Here is a 20,308-nt window from a genome sequence, read left to right as displayed (position 1 = left end):
ACAAATTTTTAATTCAACCTAAAAAATGACAAAAGCTGAAAAAGTGCAATTTGTGATCGATACGCTGGAAGAAACTTACCCAAAGATCCCGATTCCGTTAGATCATAAAGATCCTTATACCTTATTAATTGCAGTTTTACTTTCAGCCCAAAGTACCGATGTAAAGGTGAATCAAATTACGCCGCTTCTTTTTGAAAGAGCCGATAACCCTTACCAAATGATAAAACTTAGTGTTGAAGAAATTCGAGAAATTATTAAACCCGTCGGACTTTCACCGATGAAATCGAAAGGTATTCACGGACTTTCAGAAATTTTAATTGAAAAATATAATGGTGAAGTTCCTGCAGATATGGAAGCTTTAGAAAGTTTGCCTGCCGTTGGTCACAAAACCGCCAGCGTTGTAATGGCGCAAGCTTTCGATGTTCCGTCGTTTCCTGTAGATACGCATATTCACCGATTAATGTACCGTTGGAATTTATCGAACGGTAAAAACGTACAGCAAACCGAAAAAGATGCTAAACGCTTATTCCCAAAAGAATTATGGAATAAACTTCACTTACAAATTATTTGGTATGGTCGAGAATATTCTCCTGCTCGCGGTTGGAAGTTGGAAAATGATATGATTACCAAAACCATCGGCAGAAAGTCGGTTTTAAAAGCCTACGAAGAAAACCTGAATAAAAAGCAAAAAAGAACCCGTAAATAACTTTACGGGTTTTATTTTTTAGTTAAGTAAGTTTTCATATTGCAAATGCTTACCATCGAGCACATGGAGTGCTTTCGAATAATTTAAAAGAAACTTGATGGTTTCTTTTTTTGGTCCTAGTTTTTCCACCTTTTCATTGGGTGATTCGTTGAGGTAAAGTTTTGCCATTAGCGACGTTTTTTGTTAGTATCATCATAATAACGATAAAAAAAACGCCTTATTGTATCAGCTTAATATTTTGTGAGCACAATATTATGCTTATCGATAACTTTACGTAAGTTAATGAGCGCGTAACGCATTCTACCTAAGGCTGTATTAATGCTTACATCGGTACGTTCAGCAATTTCTTTAAAGCTCATATCTTTATAAATACGCATCACCAAAACTTCTTTTTGATCTTCCGGTAATTCTTTAATAAGCTCGCGTACATCACTTTCGATCTGGTCTTTCACCATTAATTTTTCAGCATTTAGATCTTCATCGTGTAAAACTGAAAAAATATTGAAATCGCCACTATTGTCAAACTTAGGCATACGATTATTTTTTCTGAAATGATCGATCACTAAATTATGAGCAATACGCATTACCCAAGGTAAAAACTTCCCTTCTTCGTTGTATTTACCTCGTTTAAGCGTTCGAATTACTTTAATAAAAGTATCCTGAAAGATATCTTCGGTGATATCTCGATCAAAAACTTTCGAGAAAATAAAATTGTAAATACGTTGTTGGTGTCTGTTAATTAATTTAGAAAGTGCGTCTTCACTTCCGTCTAAATACTGCCTAACAAGGGTCGCGTCTGTAGTAGTTTCGATTTTTTTCATAGTGGTTACCTCAATTCTTAAGAAAAATCTTAAGTCAATTAAACTTAGGGTTAATAAATTTTAATTTGAAGTAACTGTGCTATATAGGCGCTTAGATTTATTGGGGTTTGTTTGAAAAAGCTAAATATAACAACATATTTTTAACAAATACAAACAAGTTAAAAATTTTAACATTTGTATAATCATACTCCTACTTTACAAGCCCATATAGATTAAGTATCTTTGTAAATTATTCTAAAAACAGATATGACTCCAGATATTGCTCAAGTAAACCCGAAGGAAAATATCATTATTAAGGGCGCTAAGCTCCATAATTTAAAAAATATAAATGCGGTAATCCCAAGAAATAAATTGGTGGTGATTACTGGGCTTTCCGGTTCAGGGAAATCGAGTTTAGCTTTCGATACCTTGTATGCCGAAGGTCAGCGTCGATATGTAGAAAGTTTATCTTCGTACGCTCGACAGTTTTTAGGTCGTTTAGATAAACCTAAAGTAGATTATATAAAAGGGATCGCGCCGGCAATTGCGATTGAGCAAAAAGTAAATTCTACCAATCCGCGTTCGACCGTAGGAACTTCAACAGAAATTTATGACTATTTAAAATTGCTTTACGCTCGTATCGGGAAAACATTTTCTCCCGTTTCTGGTGATGAAGTAAAAAAAGATACGGTCACCGATGTAGTAAATTACATAAAAGATTTTCCGGAGCGTGAAAAATTATTACTCCTCGCTCCTATTCTGGTTGAAAAAGGCCGAAGCTTAGAAGAAAAAGTGAAAGTCTTAAATCAGCAAGGTTATAGCCGAATAAAAATTAAAGATGAAGTAAGTCGAATTGATGAAGCGAACTTAAAAAATATAAAGTCTGAAGAAGCTTTTATCGTCGTTGACCGGATTATTAAAAAAGATGATGAAGATTTTTATAATCGGTTGGCAGATTCTATTCAAGCAGCGTTTTATGAAGGTAAAGGAGAACTTTTCATAGAAAAATTGGCCGACAAAAAAACGCGACATTTCAGTAATAAATTTGAATTAGACGGCATCACGTTTAACGAACCCAATGTTCATTTATTCAGTTTTAATAATCCTTACGGCGCTTGTCCAAAATGTGAAGGTTATGGCGATGTAATTGGTTTAGATATAGATTTAATCGTGCCTAACACTTCACTTTCTATTTACGATGAAGCGATTTTCCCTTGGCGTGGCGAGAGTATGAGTTGGTATAAAAATCAGTTGGTCAATAATTCACATAAATTCAACTTTCCAATCCATAAACCTTATTACGATCTAACAGAAGCACAAAAACAATTGCTTTGGGATGGTAATCGCTATTTTACCGGTTTAACTGAATTTTTTGAAGAATTAGAAGCCAAAGCATATAAAATTCAGAATCGGGTAATGCTTTCTCGTTACCGCGGAAAAACCAAGTGTCCAGTTTGTAAAGGAAAACGCCTGCGAGAAGAAGCCAACTATGTAAAAGTTGGTGGCTCGCCAATTACCGATCTCGTTGAAAAGCCTTTAGATAAAGTTGCAGAATTCTTCAAAAAATTAGAATTAAGTGAACACGACGAGCATATTGCGAAACGTTTATTGAAAGAAATCAACAACCGTTTAGCTTTTCTTTCTAATGTTGGCTTAGATTATTTAACGCTTAACCGAAAATCAAATACACTTTCTGGTGGAGAATCACAACGTATTAATTTAGCAACTTCGTTAGGGAGTAGTTTAGTCGGTTCGATGTATATTTTAGATGAACCTTCGATCGGTTTGCACCCAAAAGACACCGAGAAACTTATTGGCGTTTTAAAAGATCTTCGAGATTTAGGTAACACGGTGATCGTAGTTGAACACGACGAAGATATCATGAAAGCCGCTGATGAAATTATAGATATTGGTCCGGAAGCAGGAACTTTAGGTGGTGAAGTGGTCGCTACCGGAAATTACGATGATATCTTAAAATCAAAATCGCTAACGGCTCAATATCTAAATCATTCAATGGAAATTAAAGTCCCCAAAAAACGTCGGGATTTTAAATATTACATCGATATTATTGGCGCTAGAGAAAATAACCTTAAAAATATAGATGTTCGATTTCCGTTAGGGATTTTTACGGCAGTGACCGGAGTTTCAGGTAGTGGTAAAAGTACGTTGGTTAAACGTCTGCTTTATCCTTCTATTCTGAAAGAAACCGGCGGTTATGGAGAAAAAGTTGGTCAGCTAACTAAAATTGAAGGAAAATTCAGCAATACCAAACACGTCGAGTTTGTCGATCAAAACCCAATTGGTCGTTCTTCTCGATCTAACCCGGTTACTTACATTAAAGCTTACGATGATATTCGAAACCTGTTTGCAAGTCAAAATTTAGCGAAAGTTAGAGGTTTTAAAGCGAAACATTTCAGTTTTAATGTTGATGGCGGAAGATGTGAAACCTGTAAAGGTGAAGGTGAAGTGACCATTGAAATGCAATTTATGGCCGATGTTCATTTAGAATGTGAAACCTGCCACGGTAAACGCTTCAAAAAAGAAGTCTTAGAAGTAAAATTCGAAGATAAAACCATCGACGATGTGTTGAATATGACGATTGATGATGCTATTGTTTTCTTCAAAAAACATAATGAATCTAAAATTAAAAAGAAACTACAGCCTTTACAAGATGTTGGTTTAGGGTATGTTACTTTGGGGCAAAGCTCTTCTACCCTTTCTGGTGGTGAAGCGCAACGTATAAAACTCGCTTCTTTCTTAGGTAAAGGAACTACAAAAGACAAAGCCCTATTTATTTTTGATGAACCTACGACCGGACTTCATTTTCACGATATACAAAAGCTATTAAAATCTTTTTATGCTTTAATTGAAAAAGGTCATTCTGTAATTGTGATCGAACACAATATGGACTCAGTAAAATGTGCAGACCACGTGATCGATCTAGGTCTTGATGGCGGAGAAAATGGCGGCTATTTAATTGCTACCGGAACGCCCGAAGAAGTTGCAAAAAACAAGAAATCTTATACTGCCAAATATCTTAAAGAGAAACTATAACTTGGCATAGTAATTGAAATATATAAAAGTAATTATCGATGTAATTCGTTTACATCATAATTAATTTTTTGGTTGGTTAGTTGGAAAACCCTTAGGCATTCGCTTAAGGGTTTTCTGTTTTTTTATAAAAAAGTTGATTATCTGTAATTTATAGTAATTCGTTTTTTTCGTCACTCCGGACTTGATCCGGAATCTCATAATGTATTAAAACAATCTATTGTGATGAGACCCTGAATCAAGTTCAGGGTGACGACACTTCATTATGATTTATTGCGGACATTCAATAAAATAATAAGTTCAACTTCATAAGATTTCGTCATCCTAAACTTAACTTAAGATCTCATTTTTTTATTCAGTTTAATTTTCATTTATAAAAAAGAACTTCAAAACCTTATTATATTAATGATAATCAATACTTTAAAATTATGGCACGCAGTTTGTTTTCTAAAAAACATATTAACTTAAAATTCCATAATTATGAAAAATTTAATCACCTTAGTCATGTTAGCTTTTGTTGGGTTAACTGCTTCCGCTGAAAACAAGTCGAACGCCACGACTTATAATTATGGATATGGTTCTTCTATTATTTTCGTAGAAAGAAATGTAGAATTTGCTATTTATCCAGATGGTCAGTTTGATTTTTACTACCAACACCGAAATAATTTCAATTTCAATATAAATACACCAAATGTAAATATTAGTTACAACAGTGGCTATAATTACGATCCTTACGTGCAATACGATGATTATGGTGCGGTTATTCAAATTGAATCGATCCCTGTTTATTACGATTATTACGGTAGAATAATTCAGGCAGGTAATACGCAAATCTATTATAACAATTTTGGACGTTTAGCACGAGTTGGTGGCTTAAATATCTATTACAATAACTACGGTAGTTTTGCTCATTTTTCAGGATATATAAATGTGTATAATCGAGGTTATGTGTATAGACCTTGGCACCGATATTATTCGGTTCCTGTAAGATCGAGATGTGTTGTTTACACCAGACCTTACCGAACTTATTACCGACCAACACGAGTTACTTATAGAAATTATAAAAAACATTATAACGTAAATAGCAGAAGTCGAAGTAATTTTTACAGACCGTCACAACGAGTTACTACTTATAATCGAGGTACGAGAACAAATACTAGACGTGAATTAGCTTATAACAATTCAACTAGAACGAGAACAAACGCTACGGCTACTCGCTCCAATTCGAATGCTAGAAATAAAGCGGTAACTACTAGAAATTCGAATACCAGAGAAATAAGAAGAAACGATCAAAGATCGATGAGTACGGTAGATCGAACTCCTACTAGAAAAAGCAACAGAAACGCAAATAATAGAACTGTTCAACAAAATAAACAGTCTCGTGTTTCTTCAGCTTCAACTAGATCGAGATCACAAAATACAAATGCAAGAAGTACGAGTAACAGAAAACCACAGCAAGTAAAATCTCGTACATCTAATACAAGAAATATTTCAAGAAGTACGGCAGATAATGCTAGAAGCAGAACAAATAATGCTTCGCGTTCTTCTCGAGTAAGATAGTTTTTGGTTGGTTAGTTTTTTCCCCTTTCAGAATTGACTTCGGTTAAGGATGAAAGGGGTTTCTTTTTTCATCGAAAATCAAGAGAATTAAAAAAGCTGAAAACGACGCTCTAAGATCAAAGATTAAATGCTGTTAATCAAATTCAGAGTGAAGAAATAAATTAAAAATTTACTTTTTTCGCTGCTGAAGAAATTGCGTAAGCTCTTCAGATAAATTCAATTTAAAAGCGGTGATCGCGTATAAAACGGTAGTTAAAATTCCTTTAATCGCAATACTTAAAAACGGATAAATATCGAAACTCCAAAAATAAAACACCAAGCAACTCACAATAATTAATCCTGTGATCGGTAGCGTTTTTGAAGTAAACGGATGCATATGAAACTTTTGATAGACCAAAAATAACTTCACACTAAAAAAGGCAAAGAAGGTTGAAAATGTAGCGATCGCCGCGCCCCACATTCCTAATCTTGGGATAAAAACGATATTAAAAATAATGGCCAAAATCACAACACCAACCCCGATCATTAACACCAAACGGTAATAATCTGAATTGAAAAGAATACTGTTACAATTGCCTAAAAAGTTTTCGTAAAGTTTAATTCCGCAGAGAAAAATAATAATCCCCGTTTCAATTTGATATTCGTCCGGAATCAATTCATACAACTGTTCAACGTTAGTGATGATCAATGTAAAAATGAGTCCGCTCACCAACAACAAACTCACCGAAGTTTGCTTGTAAAGTTTCGCCAATTCTTGTTTCTTGTTTTTATTAAGAAACATGGCGGTAATCGGCATGGCTATTTGTTTCATCGCTCGCGAAGGCACGGCAATTACCGAGGCTACATACACTGCAATCGCATAAACCGAAACCTGTTCGATAGGTAAATAATGCTCGATCATCACCTTATCTAAATCGAGTAAAGCCGTCGAAATAGAACCCGCAATTAATATTAAAAAAGAATATTTTGCGACGCGTGAAAAATTATCGGGCAATCGAAAGTCTAATTTCGGCGGAAGCAATTTAAATGCATAAACCATTAAAATAAACATTCTTAAAATATAAATTCCGGTGAGCGCGTAAATAAAACCTTCTAAACCAATATAATCGAAGTAAACGCCAAGCAATAAAAAAGTAACTCCTACTCGATGAAAAACCTCTTTCATAAAATTGCCAAACACGCTTTTGTAGGTCAATTTTGCCCAAGCATAAAACAATTCGAAATAAGAGATCGCCACACTAATAATAAATATGAGCCCAATATAATTTTGAACAGCTTGATTGCTTTCAAAATAATTAAGTAAAGCTTGATAGAATACAACGCCCAAAATCCCTAGAATTGCACTTACAATTAGAGGAATCACGAGCATCGTCGTTAACAATCGGTTTTTGTCGTTATCAGAGTGGCAAGCGGTATAAAATTTAATCAAGGTATTTGGCGCACCAAAACCCATTAATGGCCAAACCAACGTACTTGCCGAAAGCAAAAATGTGATAAGCCCGTAATGTTCGGGAACTAAAAAATTGGGATACAAAAACAACACGTTTAACGCACCGACGGCAAAGCCCAAGTAAGTGGTTAAAATATTGTTGAACGATTGCTTTAAAACGATTCCCATTTAGTTAAATTGTTGAATGACATTTGCCAATTTCTCAGTTAATTTTTTTCGGTGGAATTGCTCAATTTTCTCTTCGGAAGAATTTACCCTCAATTTTCCCGACTTATATTCTTGGTACCAAGCGTAAACTTGCTGTTTTATTTCTTCTTTTGAAGTATAGTTGAAATACTTTCCGGCTTGCGTTTCTTCTAATAATTGAATCACATCCCAGTCTTTTGGTCCCATCGCCAAAATAGGTCGATTGGCTTTTACATATTCAAAAAACTTCCCGGGTATAATGCCTTGTGTTTCTTCTTTATCAATTTCGATCAACAATAAAATTTGTGCTTTTCTTTGCTGAATTAACGATTCTTCGTGCGATAAATAACCTTTTTCAATTAAATAATTTCCCAGATGATGCTCTTTAATGGAAGAAACCACACTTTCACTTACTTTACCGGCAAAAACCAATTCAAGATCTTTCGCAAAATCTTCTTTTTCTGTGACCAGTTCCTGCAAAGCTTTCCACAGTTCTTGCGGATTTCGTTCTGAAAGTAACGAACCGATATGAGAAAGTCTAAATTTTTCAGCTAGCACTACTTCTTCCACTTCATCATCATCAAAACCATTGGTGATCACGGAAATCGGCTTCTTAGTGATTTTTGAAAAATCTTTTTTCGTCGTAAAACTCGTCGTTAAAATATGATCTGCGGTCTCTAAAACTTCTCGTTCTAAGCGAAGATGTTTTTGTTGCGAAGCTTTGGTTAATTTCAACTTTTGATGGTAACCAATTTTCGTCCACGGATCACGAAAATCTGCGATCCAATTCAACTTTAAATTTTCTTTGAGTTGTTTACCAATTAAATGCAAACTGTGCGGCGGTCCGGTAGTAATAATCGTTTCAATAGTATTTTCTTTTAAATAAGCTGAAAGAAACCTCACCGAAGGTTTTACCCATAACATGCGCGCATCGGGTATAAATAAATTACCACGTACCCAAAGCATCATTTTTTGTAAAAAACCTTGCTGCTTTTCATCTTTTATAATTCCGGAGCTAATGGTTTTCGATTCTTTTTTAGAAAAGATTCCGGCGAGCTGATAAGGTTCTTTTATCGGTTGTTTTACAATCGTAATTCCGCTAGGGATTTCAGCTTCAAAACTTTTATCAATAATGGGATAATGCGGATTTTCAGGAATGTAAACAATAGGTTCAACTTTAAAATCTCGTAAATATTTCACGAATTTTAACCAACGTTGCACGCCGGGACCGCCCGCAGGTGGCCAATAATACGTGATAATAAGTACCTTTTGCATTGCACAAAATTAGTTTTAAGCCGATTTTCTTCCGAAAGTGATCACCAAACCACCAATAAGTAAAAGTAACAGAATTCCGCCACTTACGATGGTAATTGTACTTCCGGTTTGAATTACTTCCGGTTCAAATTTAAAAACGATCTCGTGATTTCCTGCTGGTAACATGGCTGCTCGTAGCACATAATTAGCCTGTAAAATTGAAACTTCTTCTCCGTCTACAGTGGCTTTCCAACCGTGCGGATAATAAATTTCAGAAAATAAAGCTAAGCGCTCTTTTTGAGTTGAATAAGAATACACCAATTCGTTAGGTTGATAAGATTTCAACTGAATTTGAGCCGTCGAATCTGCTGAGAATTGTTGCTGCGGAATTTCAGCTGAAAACTTTTTATTTACAATTGCGGTTTGTTTAGTATTTAAACTATCTAAAGCCAACATTTCTTCATTGGCATTATCAACAAATTTTACTTCGTCTACAAACCAAGCGTTTCCGTTAGCTTCGGGATTAGGTTGCACCATGACCTGCCCTTGATTTGTTAGAATGATGTATTTGGTATTCAGCATATTTAATACCTGCTGATTGCCTTCATAAATATAAAAATCGAATAACTCTTGTATTCGTCCCGGTTTTGCAGCGTGATAACCTCCTAAAGATTTATGAAAATATGAAGCTCTAGCCGAATTTAAAGGACTTCCCGAAAAATCTAATACGCGATAATGACCATCGTCTTTTAAAATTTCTTGATCGGCATTGTTCGCTTTAAAAGGTTTTTTCATTTGGCGCTCTTGCACAAAATCATCATTATTTACGTAACGGCGGTCAACGCCCACCAAATCGATTACGATTAATAAAGCGAGACCACCAATCGCTAATCCTTTATTCACTTTATTTTTTAAATATGCCCAAATTAATGCTGCTGCTAAAAGCACAAAAATTAAACTTCTAAAGGTATCGGCATTAAAAATTGCTTTACGATCTTCTTTTAAAGCTCTTACAAATCCTTGACCTATTTGCTGTAAATACTGTCGGTCTTGTGCGCCAACAAAATCGAAAAACATTGATTTTGCCACTAAAAATAAAAGCGCTAAACCGCCAGTGATCATCGCTGCCCATTTTAAGGCGTGCTCTTTTTCTTCATCTGTTCTTTTATTACTGAAAAATTTATGAAGTCCGTAAACCGCCATTAGCGGCAAGCATAACTCTAAAATTACTTGTATCGAAGAAACTGCTCTAAATTTATTGTACAACGGAATGGTATTGATAAAAAACTTTGTAAGCGGAGCAAAATTATCGCCCCAAGAAAGTAATAAAGCTAAAATTGAACCACCGACGATCCACCATTTAAATCGGCCTTTTATTAAGAATAAAGCCAATACAAAAAGGAAAATCACCACTGCGCCAATGTAAGCCGGCGCACCAATAAAGGTTTGATTTCCCCAATAGGTCGGTGCCGAATCTGCAAAATCTAAAGCTTGTTGCGGATTGGCTCCTAATTTTAATAATTCATTATAAAGATTTGAATCTTTACCTAATTTCTCTGCGCTCGAACCTCCCATAAATCGCGGAATGAACAAGTTGAAGGTTTCCGAAATTCCGTAGCTATATTCCGTGATATAATCGTAAGAAAGTCCGGCAGAATTGTTTTGTTGTTCTCCGTTTGGCGTAATTGTAAGTCCGGTGTCGCCACGCGTACTAAAATCTGCATATTCTTTTGTGGCTAAAATATTGGTCGCATTGGTTCCAATAGCAATAACCACAGCCACAATCATCACCGCAATTGCTGTAAAGTATTCTTTTAGTTGCTTTTTCTGAATAAAATCGACTAAATAAGCGATACCTAAAACAATCACTAACAGCAATAAATAATACGTCATCTGGAAGTGGTTGGCATTAATTTCAAGTGCCATTCCCAAGGTAAGTAACAATCCGCCCCAAAGGTATTTTTGACGAAAAGTGAGAATTATTCCTGCTAAAACAATTGGCATATAAGCAATAGCGTGCGCTTTTGCATTATGACCGACCCCTAAAATAATAATTAAATAAGTTGAAAAACCGAATGCTAATGCGCCAAGCGCTGCTAATCTGTAATCTATTTTCAAACTTAGAAAGAGAATATAGATCCCAATAAAATAAAGAAATAAGTAATCTGCCGGGCGTGGTAAAAAGCGTAAAGCTCTATCTAATTGTTTAATGTAATTGTAAGGATATTCTGCACCTAATTGGTAGGTAGGCATTCCGCCAAAGGCGGCATCTGTCCAATAACTTTCTTCACCTGCTTCTTCTTTAAACTCTTTGTTTTGGTGAGACATCCCAATATACTGAGTAATATCACTTTGAAAAATTACTTTTCCTTGTAAAACCGGATTAAAGTAAGCAAGTGCTGCAATGATAAATCCCGCAATGATGAACAAATGCGGGACAATTTTTTTAAAGTTTATAGACATAAAATTTTGCTTCAACTAAATAAGAAAAACGGGAATTTAATCAATTTCTTCGTAATCGATATATTCACCCACAGGTTTCTTTTCTTTCTTATTATTTTTTGAATTTTTATCGATATTATTTTCGGTACGTTGTTGTGTTTGTTGGTTTGGAAAACCTCCGTTTTGACTAAATCCTTTAAAGGCCTTCTCTCCCATTTTCTTCATAAAATATTTCAAGATCAATGGGCCAAACCATTTAAAAATAATCTTCAATCCAAAATAAATAAGTAATATAATAAGTAGCGTTTTTATCAAACCTACTAATGATGCTTCTTGCATAATTCTTTTTTCTACAAAACTATTAATTACTACTATTAAAAACTTATTAATACCTATAAAAATTACTAAAAACTGTTCTATATTTGAACAAAACCGAATCTTTATGAAGATGAAAAACTTCTTAGCGGCCGGCTTATTGCTTACCGGTCAGTTTTTATTTGCTCAATACACCGAAACCATCAACTCCAATCGTCCCGGAAGATCACAAGGAGCCTTTTCTGTAGGAAATGGAGTTTTGCAAGGTGAAGCCGGTTTAAGAGCAGGAAGAGATAATCACGACTTGCTCAATACAGAAACTACCTTATGGGGTTTAGATTATGAAGTAAGGTATGGTTTTTTAGTTGAGCGCTTAGAAGCTAATTTAAGCGGAAGCTTTTTAAATGCTAATCAAAGATATATTGTTGGAGCATCTAATGTAGAAAGCACGTATCGAAATTTTGAAAGCAACACTTTAGGATTAAAATATTTAGTTTTCGACCCGCATCGCAAACGAGTACTAGAAGGTCCAAATTTATATAGTTGGAAGGCAGATAATACTTTTCAGTTGCGTGATCTAATTCCTGCAGTTTCTGTGTATGCCGGTTTAAATTTACTTTTCGGAAGTGCCGACAACCCTTTTATCGCTCCCGAAAATGATGGGATAACACCACAAGTTGCCATAATCACACAACACAATTTAGGAAGATGGGTTTTTGTGATGAATTTTATAGGCGATAAATTTAGTACCGATGTGCCTTCTTACTCTGGGATTTTCACCTTAACTCATGCGTATACACGAGAACTTTCATTTTTTGCAGAAGCTCAAATTATAAAAAGTGATTTTTACAGTGATGATATTGCTCGATTAGGAGCTGCTTATTTGTTTAATGATGATTTTCAGGTTGATATTTCCGGCTTAGTGAATTTTAGAGATACACCTTCTCGCTGGCAAGTTGCACTAGGCGTTTCTTACCGAATCGATATGCATAACACCGACGAATACATCATGGAAGATAAAAAGGAGAAAAAAGAGCTCAATAAGAAAAAAGAAGAACTAAAAGAAGACCGTGAAGACGGTTTTGAAGATGAAGTGATTGAATAATTATTTTTAATCCTCAAAAAATAATTATAAAAAAAACCGCTATAAAAAATAGCGGTTTTTAATATAAAAAGTAATTTTTTCTATTTCATTGCTTGCATTACGGCAGCCGATAAACGCTTGTAAGTTCCGTTCTCTAAACGCTCTCTAATAGCAGAGAATGCTTCTAGAGTTTCTTCAACATCTACTAACGTATGAGAAGCCGTTGGGATCATTCTTAATAAAATTAATCCTTTAGGAATTACCGGATAAACTACGATCGAACAGAAAACTCCGTAATTTTCACGTAAGTCTTTTACTAAGGCCATTGCTTCAGGAATACTTCCTTTTAAATATACCGGTGTTACACAACTTTGCGTAGTACCAATATCAAAACCTCTATCTTTAAGCCCGTTTTGTAACGCATTTACATTTTCCCAAAGTTTCTCTTTTAACTCCGGCATAGAACGTAACATATCTAAACGTTTTAAAGCACCTTCAACTAATTGCATTTGAAGAGACTTTGCGAACATTTGCGAACGTAAGTTGTATTTTAAATAATCGATTACTTCTTGATCTGCAGCAATAAAAGCTCCTGTACTTGCCATTGATTTTGCAAAAGTTGCAAAATACACATCGATATCGTCTTGTACGCCTTGCTCTTCTCCTGCTCCGGCACCGGTTTTACCTAAAGTACCAAAACCGTGCGCATCGTCTACAAATAATCTAAAGTTAAATTTTTCTTTTAGCTTAACGATCTCTTTAAGCTTTCCTTGCTCACCTCGCATCCCGAAAACTCCTTCAGAAATTAAAAGGATACCACCACCGGTTTGCTCGGCAATCTTGGTAGCTCTTTCTAGGTTTTTCTCGATACTTGCAACATCGTTATGCTTATAAGTAAAACGCTTTCCTAAATGTAAACGTACACCATCGATAATACAAGCGTGTGCATCTACATCGTAAACAATTACATCATCTTTACCTACCAAAGCATCAATAGTAGAAACCATACCCTGATAACCAAAGTTTAATAAATAAGCTGCATCTTTATGTACAAATTCTGCTAACTCATTTTGAAGTTTTTCGTGTAAATAGGTATGACCACTCATCATACGAGCTCCCATCGGGTAAGCAGAACCGTATTTTTTAGCTGCTTCAGCATCTACTTTTCTTACTTCAGGATGATTTGCTAAACCTAAATAATCGTTTACACTCCAGGTAATTACTTCTTTTCCCTGAAACTTCATACGGTTACCAATCTCTCCTTCAAGCTTTGGGAATACAAAATAACCTTCTGCTTGATCTGCCCATTTTCCTAATGGTCCTTTATCTCTATATATTTTTTCAAATAAATCCTTCATATGATTTTAAGTTTAAACCAAGTTGCAAAAATATAATTTTTATGCGTAAATACTAAGGCTTCCGCCTATAATTATCAACAGTTTAATCACAAAAAAACACCTTAGAGAAATTTCTAAGGTGTTTTTTATCTATTATTGTAAAATTACTTTACAAATTCTATTTTTTCTGCTCCTACATTGTTTTTAGTATCAGAAAAACCTTGTTCGTGCATCCAATCGTCACTATAAATTTTGCTCATATAACGAGAACCGTGATCTGGGAAAATCATCACCACATTACTGTTTTCGTCAAATTCGCCTTCTTCTTCTAATTGTTTAATTCCTTGAAAAACAGCTCCGCTAGTATAACCTACAAATAATCCTTCTGTTCTTGCGATGTATCTTGCGGTGTGCGCACTATCTTCATCAGTCACTTTGATAAATTTATCGATCACATCAAAATCTGTTGCAGTTGGGATTAAATTTTTCCCTAATCCTTCAATTCGATATGGGTAAATTTCTTCAGGATCTAACTCTCTGGTTTCGTGGTATTTTTTCAATACAGAACCGTAAGCATCGATACCAATTACTTTGATATTTGGGTTTTGTTCTTTTAAATATTTAGCCGTTCCAGAAATAGTTCCTCCGGTACCGCTACAAGCAACTAAATGTGTTATTTTACCTTCTGTTTGTTTCCAGATTTCTGGTCCGGTAGATTGGTAATGAGCGTCTAAATTTAACTCATTAAAATATTGGTTAATGTAAACCGAATCTTTCATCTCTCGATGAAGTCTCTTTGCTACCTCATAATATGAACGAGGATCGTCTGGAGCAACATTTGCCGGACAAACATATACTTTAGCGCCCATCGTCTTTAGCATATCTATTTTATCTGCTGAAGATTTAGAACTTACGGCTAAAATACAATCATAACCTTTAATTACACTCACCATCGCTATACTAAAACCGGTATTACCAGAGGTAGTTTCTATAATTGTGCTGCCAGGTTTTAAAATGCCTTTGCGCTCTGCTTCTTCTATAATATGAAGTGCAATTCTATCTTTTGAGGAGTGTCCCGGATTAAAGGCTTCTACTTTTGCAAAATAATTACCTTCTAATTCTTTAGTTACCTTATTGAGTTTGATAAGTGGGGTATCACCTATGAGTTGCAATACATCATTATAAACCTTTAAGTCTTCTTTCATAAGTTGAAGTTGTCGTTAACATATAAAAATGTTTCCAAGTGAAGCAGGAAACATTTTCGCAAAACATCGCAAATTTACAATAATTTTTTTAATTATTGCTTAATTCCTTCTAAGTCTAAAATAAAAGCGTAATCTTCCGCGACTTCTTTCAAGGCTTCAAATCTTCCGGAAGCACCGCCATGACCGGCATCCATATTTGTATGAAAAAGCAATTTGTTTTCATCTGTTTTCAACTCACGCAATTTAGCCACCCATTTTGCAGGTTCCCAATATTGTACTTGAGAATCGTGAAAACCGGTCGTAACTAAAATATTTGGATAATCCTGCGCAACTACATTATCGTAAGGGGAATACGACTTCATATAATCATAATATTCTTTATCGTTCGGGTTTCCCCATTCGTCATATTCTCCTGTCGTTAACGGGATACTATCGTCTAACATGGTCGTGACCACATCTACAAAAGGAACGGCAGCAATCACACCGTTGTACAATTGCGGAGCCATATTTAAAATTCCGCCCATTAACATACCACCGGCAGAACCGCCCATGGCGTATAAATGTTTAGCTGAAGTATATTTTTGTTCTATTAAATATTTACTGCAATCTATAAAATCGGTAAACGTGTTTCGTTTGGTTAGCATTTTACCATCTTCATACCAATTTCTGCCTAAATATTCACCGCCGCGAATGTGAGCGATCACAAATATGAATCCGCGATCTAATAAACTTAATCTTGAAGTAGAAAAAGAAGGGTCTGTGGTGTGACCGTAACTTCCGTAGGCATATTGCAATACCGGATTGCTTCCGTCACGTTGAATTCCTTTTTTGTAAACTACAGACATTGGTATTTTGGTACCATCTTGCGCTGTTGCCCAAATTCTTTCAGATAAATAATTTTCTTTATTGAAGTTAGGATCTTGAACTTCCTGCTCTTTTTTCACCTCACTTTCTTTAGTTTTCATATCAAAATCGATCACCGAAGCAGGAGTGGTTAACGAGTTGTAACCATAACGTAAAATATTGGTATCAAAATCTGGATTGGTGCCTGTGTAAGCAGTGTAAGTTTCATTATCGAATGGCAAGTAATAATCTTCTTGATTATCCCAACTCATAATTCGAATTCGGTTTAGACCATTGTAACGTTCACTTAACACGAGGTAATTTTTAAAGATATCCATATCTTCTAACAGCACGTCTTCCCGATGCGGAATCACTTCTTGCCAATGTTCTGAAGCTGTTTTATTCACTTCAGTTTTCATCAGTTTAAAGTTTTGCGCTTCATCTTTGTTGGTAATGATGTAAAAATGATCTTCAAAATGAGAAAAACCATACTCTACACCACGAACACGTTCTTGAAACAATTTAAAATCGCCACGAGGTTGATCTGCATCTAAAATTCGGTATTCGTCACTCATCGTGCTGCTTGAACCGATAATAATGTATTTTTTAGATTTAGATTTATAGACGTAAGCATTAAAGGTTTCATCTTCCTCTTGATAAACCAAAATATCGTTAGCCGGATCTTCTCCTAGAATATGCTGATAAATTTTATCTGAACGTAAGGTCTCTTCATCTTTACGCGTATAAAAAAGCGTTTTATTATCGTTTGCCCACGTAGAACCTCCGGTTGTAGTTTCAATTTTTGTAGGAAGAATTTCTCCCGTTTCTAAGTTTTTTATCTGAATGGTGTATTTTCTTCTACTCACCGTATCGACTCCAAAACTTACCAATTTATTATTTGGGCTCACGCTTAAACCACTCAACTTAAAATAGGCGTGACCTTCTGCCATTTGGTTACAATCGAATAAAATTTCTTCTTCAGCCTCTAAAGTTTCTTTTTTACGAGCATAGATCGGGTAACCTTTGCCTACTTCAAAACGAACATAATACCAATAACCGTTTAATTTGTAAGGAACAGAAGCATCGTCTTCTTTAATTCGGCTTTTCATTTCTTCAAACAAATCGACCTGAAATTGTTTGGTATGCGCCGTCATCTTTTCATTATAATCATTTTCAGCTTCTAGATATTTTACAACTTCAGGATTTTCACGCTCATTAAGCCAAAAGTAATTATCGACTCTCGTATCTCCGTGAATACTTAGTTCTTTCGCTATTTTTTTTGCTTTAGGAGGAAATATTTCTTCTTTTATCATCTTCGTTTACTTCAATTTTGAATGACCACAAAGGTAAAATTTCGTCAGAAATGAGGAAGCATTCTAAGTATTTAATAACTTTGCTCTTATAACCAAAAACAAAAAGCTATGTTTGGAGACATGATGAACAAATTAAAAGAAGCGCAAGCCAAGGTTGAAGAGACCAAAAAGCGCTTAGATACAGTGACGATGCAAGAAAAATCGAGCGACGATTTGCTTAAAGTAACCATTACCGGGAATCGAGAAATTAAAAATATTGAAGTAGCTGAAGAGTTACTTGAAGATAAAGAACAATTAGAAGATTATCTAGTCTTAACGCTGAATAAAGCCATTAAAAGAGCTTCTGATATGAATGAAGCAGAATTAGGCGCAGCCGCAAAAGATGGTATGCCAGACATCCCGGGAATGGATATGTTTAAATAAAAAACTTAAAGCCTTGTAAATTGCAAGGCTTTTTTAATTACTTCTTATGAAGAAGATTATTAGCGTCGTCACTTTTTTTGTGATCATAGCTATTCATCTGGTTTTTCTTACCTCTATTTTGTTAGAGAAAGTTGATGAAATTTGGATGATGTTAGGAGTTTTACTAGTTACTTCGATGATTACCTATAGTTATTATCATATTTCTGCCACGCAAGAAGATCATTTTTTAGCCGATCTGCAAGATATTTTTTACATCGCTATTGGTGGTATTTTTACTTATTTTCTTAATGTCGATTTGCAACTAGGAGCGGTAATTGCAGCAGGAATTGTAGGTACTTTAGCAGCGCTTCTGCCCTATTTACAACCAAATTCTAAAACCGTAAAAAGAATACCGGCAACGGTTTACTGTGGAGCTTTTATTGGGATGACGCAGCAAAGTGTAGCTTCTAATTATAGTTTTGTTTTATTTGCCTGCTTAATTACCGGTTTACTTTTTATCGGAGCTAAAAATTTATTTAATGGTTTTGGCGGTAAATTAGGAACCTTAGCTTTTGGCGGTGTCGCTATCACTTCATTACTCATTTACATCTTTTTATGATCACCTTCTATTCTATAATCATTTTTACCGGAATTGCAGGTAGTTTAATTACCTATTACCTTAATAATCATTTAAAATGGGGAGCGGTTTTAGCATCGGCATTTCCATCATTATTGGTGGGGCTTTTCTTTTATTTTTTTCCTTTTTTGGTGGAAGAAAATCTTGCGCAACAAATCCCGGTGGTTTTCATTGGAGCTTCATTTGTGGGAATGGTTTCTAACAAAGTTTTGCATCATCCGATCTATGTGATTTTAGCCGGACTTATATTTTCTATTATTTATTTGAACAAAGCGCAATTTTTTAATCATTTTGGTGGCGCTTTGGGTACTTCAGCTTGTATTGCTGTTGTGGCGGCGATTGGCTTAGCAACGGTTATTCAGCAGAAAGGTTTCAAAAAAAAGAAGAAAGAAAAGTAGACTTTTGTAAGCTAAATTCTATTTATAACATATTTTCTTTAGGTTTTCATCTAAAATTCTATATTTGAAACCGTAAAAAACTCCTACTCATTATAATGAAGAACATCTTTTTCTTAGCCTTTATTTCTATTAGCTTTCAGTTACAAGCTCAGATCGAATTTGAAAAAGGCTACTACATCGACGACAGCGGAAAACACGAAACCTTAATTAAGAATATTGATTGGAAAAATAATCCTTCAGAAATTGAAATTAAAGCTTCAGAAAATGCTACGTCAACATTTAAAAGCATTTCCGAGATTTCTGAATTCGGCATTACCAATCAAGCCAAATACATTAAAAGAGAAGTGAAAATAGATTACTCCAGCACCAATCTTTCAGAAATAAGTAAACAACGAAACCCGGAATTTAAAACCAAAACCGTTCTTCTTAAAACCTTGATCGAAGGTGATGCAGCTAGTTTATATACCTACGAAGAAAGTAACCTAAAGCGTTTTTTCTATGCTTTACCGCAAGAAGAAATTAAGCCTTTAATTTATAAGCAATTTGTCGCAGAATTTAATGATAAACTTTTGACCAATGCGAGTTATAAACAAGAGTTACTTAATCATTTAAAATGCGATAATATTTCGCTAACCTATGTTGAAAATACCGATTATAAAGAAGCCGATCTTACTCGATTTTTTATTAGATATCATGAATGTAAGAATGCGGAATACATTAATTATAAAAATAAAACACATCGTAATGTTTTTAAATTAAATATTAGACCGGGTTTAATAGCTTCTTCGCTAAAAGTGATCGATGGTACTTCTACCTACTATTACGACACTGAATTTGATACGAGTGTGCGTTTTCGATTTGGGGTTGAAGCTGAAATTTTCTTACCCTTTAACAAAGATAAATGGTCATTGATTGTAGAACCTACCTATCATTACCATAAAAATGAAACTGAAAGAGTTTTTAAAAACGATTACATTACCGACCCTACTGAAGACGTTACCTTAGATTATACTTCTATACAAATACCTTTAGGCGTTCGATATTATATGTTTTTAAATGATGATGCTCAAATTTTTGTAAATGCAGGTTATTTACTCGACTTTAGTATAAGCTCTCAAATTCAATTTCAACAACATAATAATATCGATATTACCAGTGAAAACAACCTAGTATTCGGCGCTGGTTTTAAATATAAAAGATTGAGTGCAGAAGCTAGATTTGGTTTCGAAAGAGATTTATTAGTGAATTACGATCGCTGGGATACTAAAGGCAATCATTCTATTTCTCTAATTTTTGGATACACTTTATTTGAGTAAATTTTGTTG

At 34.8% G+C, this 20,308-nt stretch carries 17 protein-coding genes; 8 read left to right on the top strand and 9 right to left on the bottom strand.

Translation table 11 applies throughout. The features are described from left to right. Positions 1 to 25: 25 nt before the first annotated feature. Complete coding sequence (locus G551_RS0101085; RefSeq protein ID WP_027883833.1) at positions 26 to 706, top strand: endonuclease III domain-containing protein; 681 nt, start codon at positions 26 to 28, stop codon at positions 704 to 706. An 18-nt stretch (positions 707 to 724) separates the two neighbouring features. Here G551_RS0101085 and G551_RS16620 read toward each other — a convergent pair whose 3' ends face one another. Then, positions 725 to 874, bottom strand: coding sequence for a hypothetical protein (locus G551_RS16620; RefSeq protein WP_169558798.1), 150 nt, complete (start codon positions 872 to 874; stop codon positions 725 to 727). Between the two features lie 62 nt (positions 875 to 936). After that, positions 937 to 1,527, bottom strand: coding sequence for an RNA polymerase sigma factor (locus tag G551_RS0101075; RefSeq protein ID WP_027883832.1), 591 nt, complete (start codon positions 1,525 to 1,527; stop codon positions 937 to 939). Between the two features lie 246 nt (positions 1,528 to 1,773). Here G551_RS0101075 and uvrA point away from each other — a divergent pair, with 246 nt between their 5' ends. Continuing rightward, positions 1,774 to 4,560, top strand: coding sequence for an excinuclease ABC subunit UvrA (gene uvrA / locus G551_RS0101070; protein ID WP_027883831.1), 2,787 nt, complete (start codon positions 1,774 to 1,776; stop codon positions 4,558 to 4,560). A gap of 477 nt (positions 4,561 to 5,037) precedes the next feature. Next, on the top strand, positions 5,038 to 6,117 hold the full coding sequence (locus tag G551_RS0101065; RefSeq protein WP_027883830.1) for a hypothetical protein: 1,080 nt from the start codon (positions 5,038 to 5,040) through the stop codon (positions 6,115 to 6,117). Between the two features lie 169 nt (positions 6,118 to 6,286). On the opposite strand, the gene G551_RS0101060 is transcribed toward G551_RS0101065, so the two are convergent. The 4 genes from G551_RS0101060 to G551_RS0101045 are packed head-to-tail and all read right to left on the bottom strand — an operon-like array spanning position 6,287 to position 11,788. Further along, the gene (locus tag G551_RS0101060) at positions 6,287 to 7,735 is read right to left on the bottom strand and encodes a lipopolysaccharide biosynthesis protein (protein WP_027883829.1); all 1,449 of its coding nucleotides are present in this window, start codon (positions 7,733 to 7,735) and stop codon (positions 6,287 to 6,289) included. Next, entirely contained in the window at positions 7,736 to 9,028 is a 1,293-nt protein-coding gene (locus G551_RS0101055; RefSeq protein WP_027883828.1) for a glycosyltransferase family 4 protein, read from the bottom strand. A 15-nt stretch (positions 9,029 to 9,043) separates the two neighbouring features. Continuing rightward, positions 9,044 to 11,470, bottom strand: a complete 2,427-nt coding sequence (locus G551_RS0101050; protein ID WP_027883827.1) for a YfhO family protein — start codon at positions 11,468 to 11,470, stop codon at positions 9,044 to 9,046. Positions 11,471 to 11,506: 36 nt separating this feature from the next. Further along, complete coding sequence (locus G551_RS0101045) at positions 11,507 to 11,788, bottom strand: DUF4834 family protein (RefSeq protein ID WP_027883826.1); 282 nt, start codon at positions 11,786 to 11,788, stop codon at positions 11,507 to 11,509. Positions 11,789 to 11,891: 103 nt separating this feature from the next. Between G551_RS0101045 and G551_RS0101040 the strand changes: the two genes are divergently transcribed. Next, positions 11,892 to 12,869 (top strand): transporter, encoded by a 978-nt coding sequence (locus G551_RS0101040; protein WP_036243051.1) that lies wholly within the window; start codon positions 11,892 to 11,894, stop codon positions 12,867 to 12,869. Positions 12,870 to 12,949: 80 nt separating this feature from the next. On the opposite strand, the gene G551_RS0101035 is transcribed toward G551_RS0101040, so the two are convergent. From G551_RS0101035 to G551_RS0101025, 3 genes are all read right to left on the bottom strand, one after another. After that, positions 12,950 to 14,206: an aminotransferase class I/II-fold pyridoxal phosphate-dependent enzyme gene (locus tag G551_RS0101035; protein WP_027883824.1), complete on the bottom strand. Its 1,257-nt coding sequence runs from the start codon at positions 14,204 to 14,206 to the stop codon at positions 12,950 to 12,952. Positions 14,207 to 14,349: 143 nt separating this feature from the next. Further along, the gene (locus G551_RS0101030; RefSeq protein WP_027883823.1) at positions 14,350 to 15,390 is read right to left on the bottom strand and encodes a PLP-dependent cysteine synthase family protein; all 1,041 of its coding nucleotides are present in this window, start codon (positions 15,388 to 15,390) and stop codon (positions 14,350 to 14,352) included. Positions 15,391 to 15,482: 92 nt separating this feature from the next. Beyond that, entirely contained in the window at positions 15,483 to 17,546 is a 2,064-nt protein-coding gene (locus G551_RS0101025) for a S9 family peptidase (protein ID WP_036243048.1), read from the bottom strand. Between the two features lie 108 nt (positions 17,547 to 17,654). Between G551_RS0101025 and G551_RS0101020 the strand changes: the two genes are divergently transcribed. The 4 genes from G551_RS0101020 (at position 17,655) to G551_RS0101005 (ending at position 20,299) form a co-directional block, all read left to right on the top strand. Continuing rightward, a complete protein-coding gene (locus tag G551_RS0101020; RefSeq protein ID WP_027883821.1) occupies positions 17,655 to 17,969 on the top strand; it encodes a YbaB/EbfC family nucleoid-associated protein in 315 nt (104 codons plus the stop codon). Positions 17,970 to 18,015: 46 nt separating this feature from the next. Next, positions 18,016 to 18,567, top strand: coding sequence for a hypothetical protein (locus G551_RS0101015; protein WP_036243047.1), 552 nt, complete (start codon positions 18,016 to 18,018; stop codon positions 18,565 to 18,567). Then, the gene (locus G551_RS0101010; RefSeq protein WP_027883819.1) at positions 18,564 to 18,983 is read left to right on the top strand and encodes a hypothetical protein; all 420 of its coding nucleotides are present in this window, start codon (positions 18,564 to 18,566) and stop codon (positions 18,981 to 18,983) included. Before G551_RS0101015 ends, G551_RS0101010 begins: the two co-directional genes overlap by 4 nt. Positions 18,984 to 19,078: 95 nt before the next feature. After that, positions 19,079 to 20,299, top strand: a complete 1,221-nt coding sequence (locus G551_RS0101005) for an outer membrane beta-barrel protein (RefSeq protein ID WP_051191160.1) — start codon at positions 19,079 to 19,081, stop codon at positions 20,297 to 20,299. Positions 20,300 to 20,308 lie beyond the last annotated feature (9 nt).

Origin of the sequence: Mesonia mobilis DSM 19841 (genome assembly GCF_000423405.1) — a bacterium.
GTDB classification, from domain to species: Bacteria; Bacteroidota; Bacteroidia; order Flavobacteriales; family Flavobacteriaceae; genus Mesonia; species Mesonia mobilis.
This window is presented reverse-complemented; position numbering and strand designations above follow the sequence as displayed.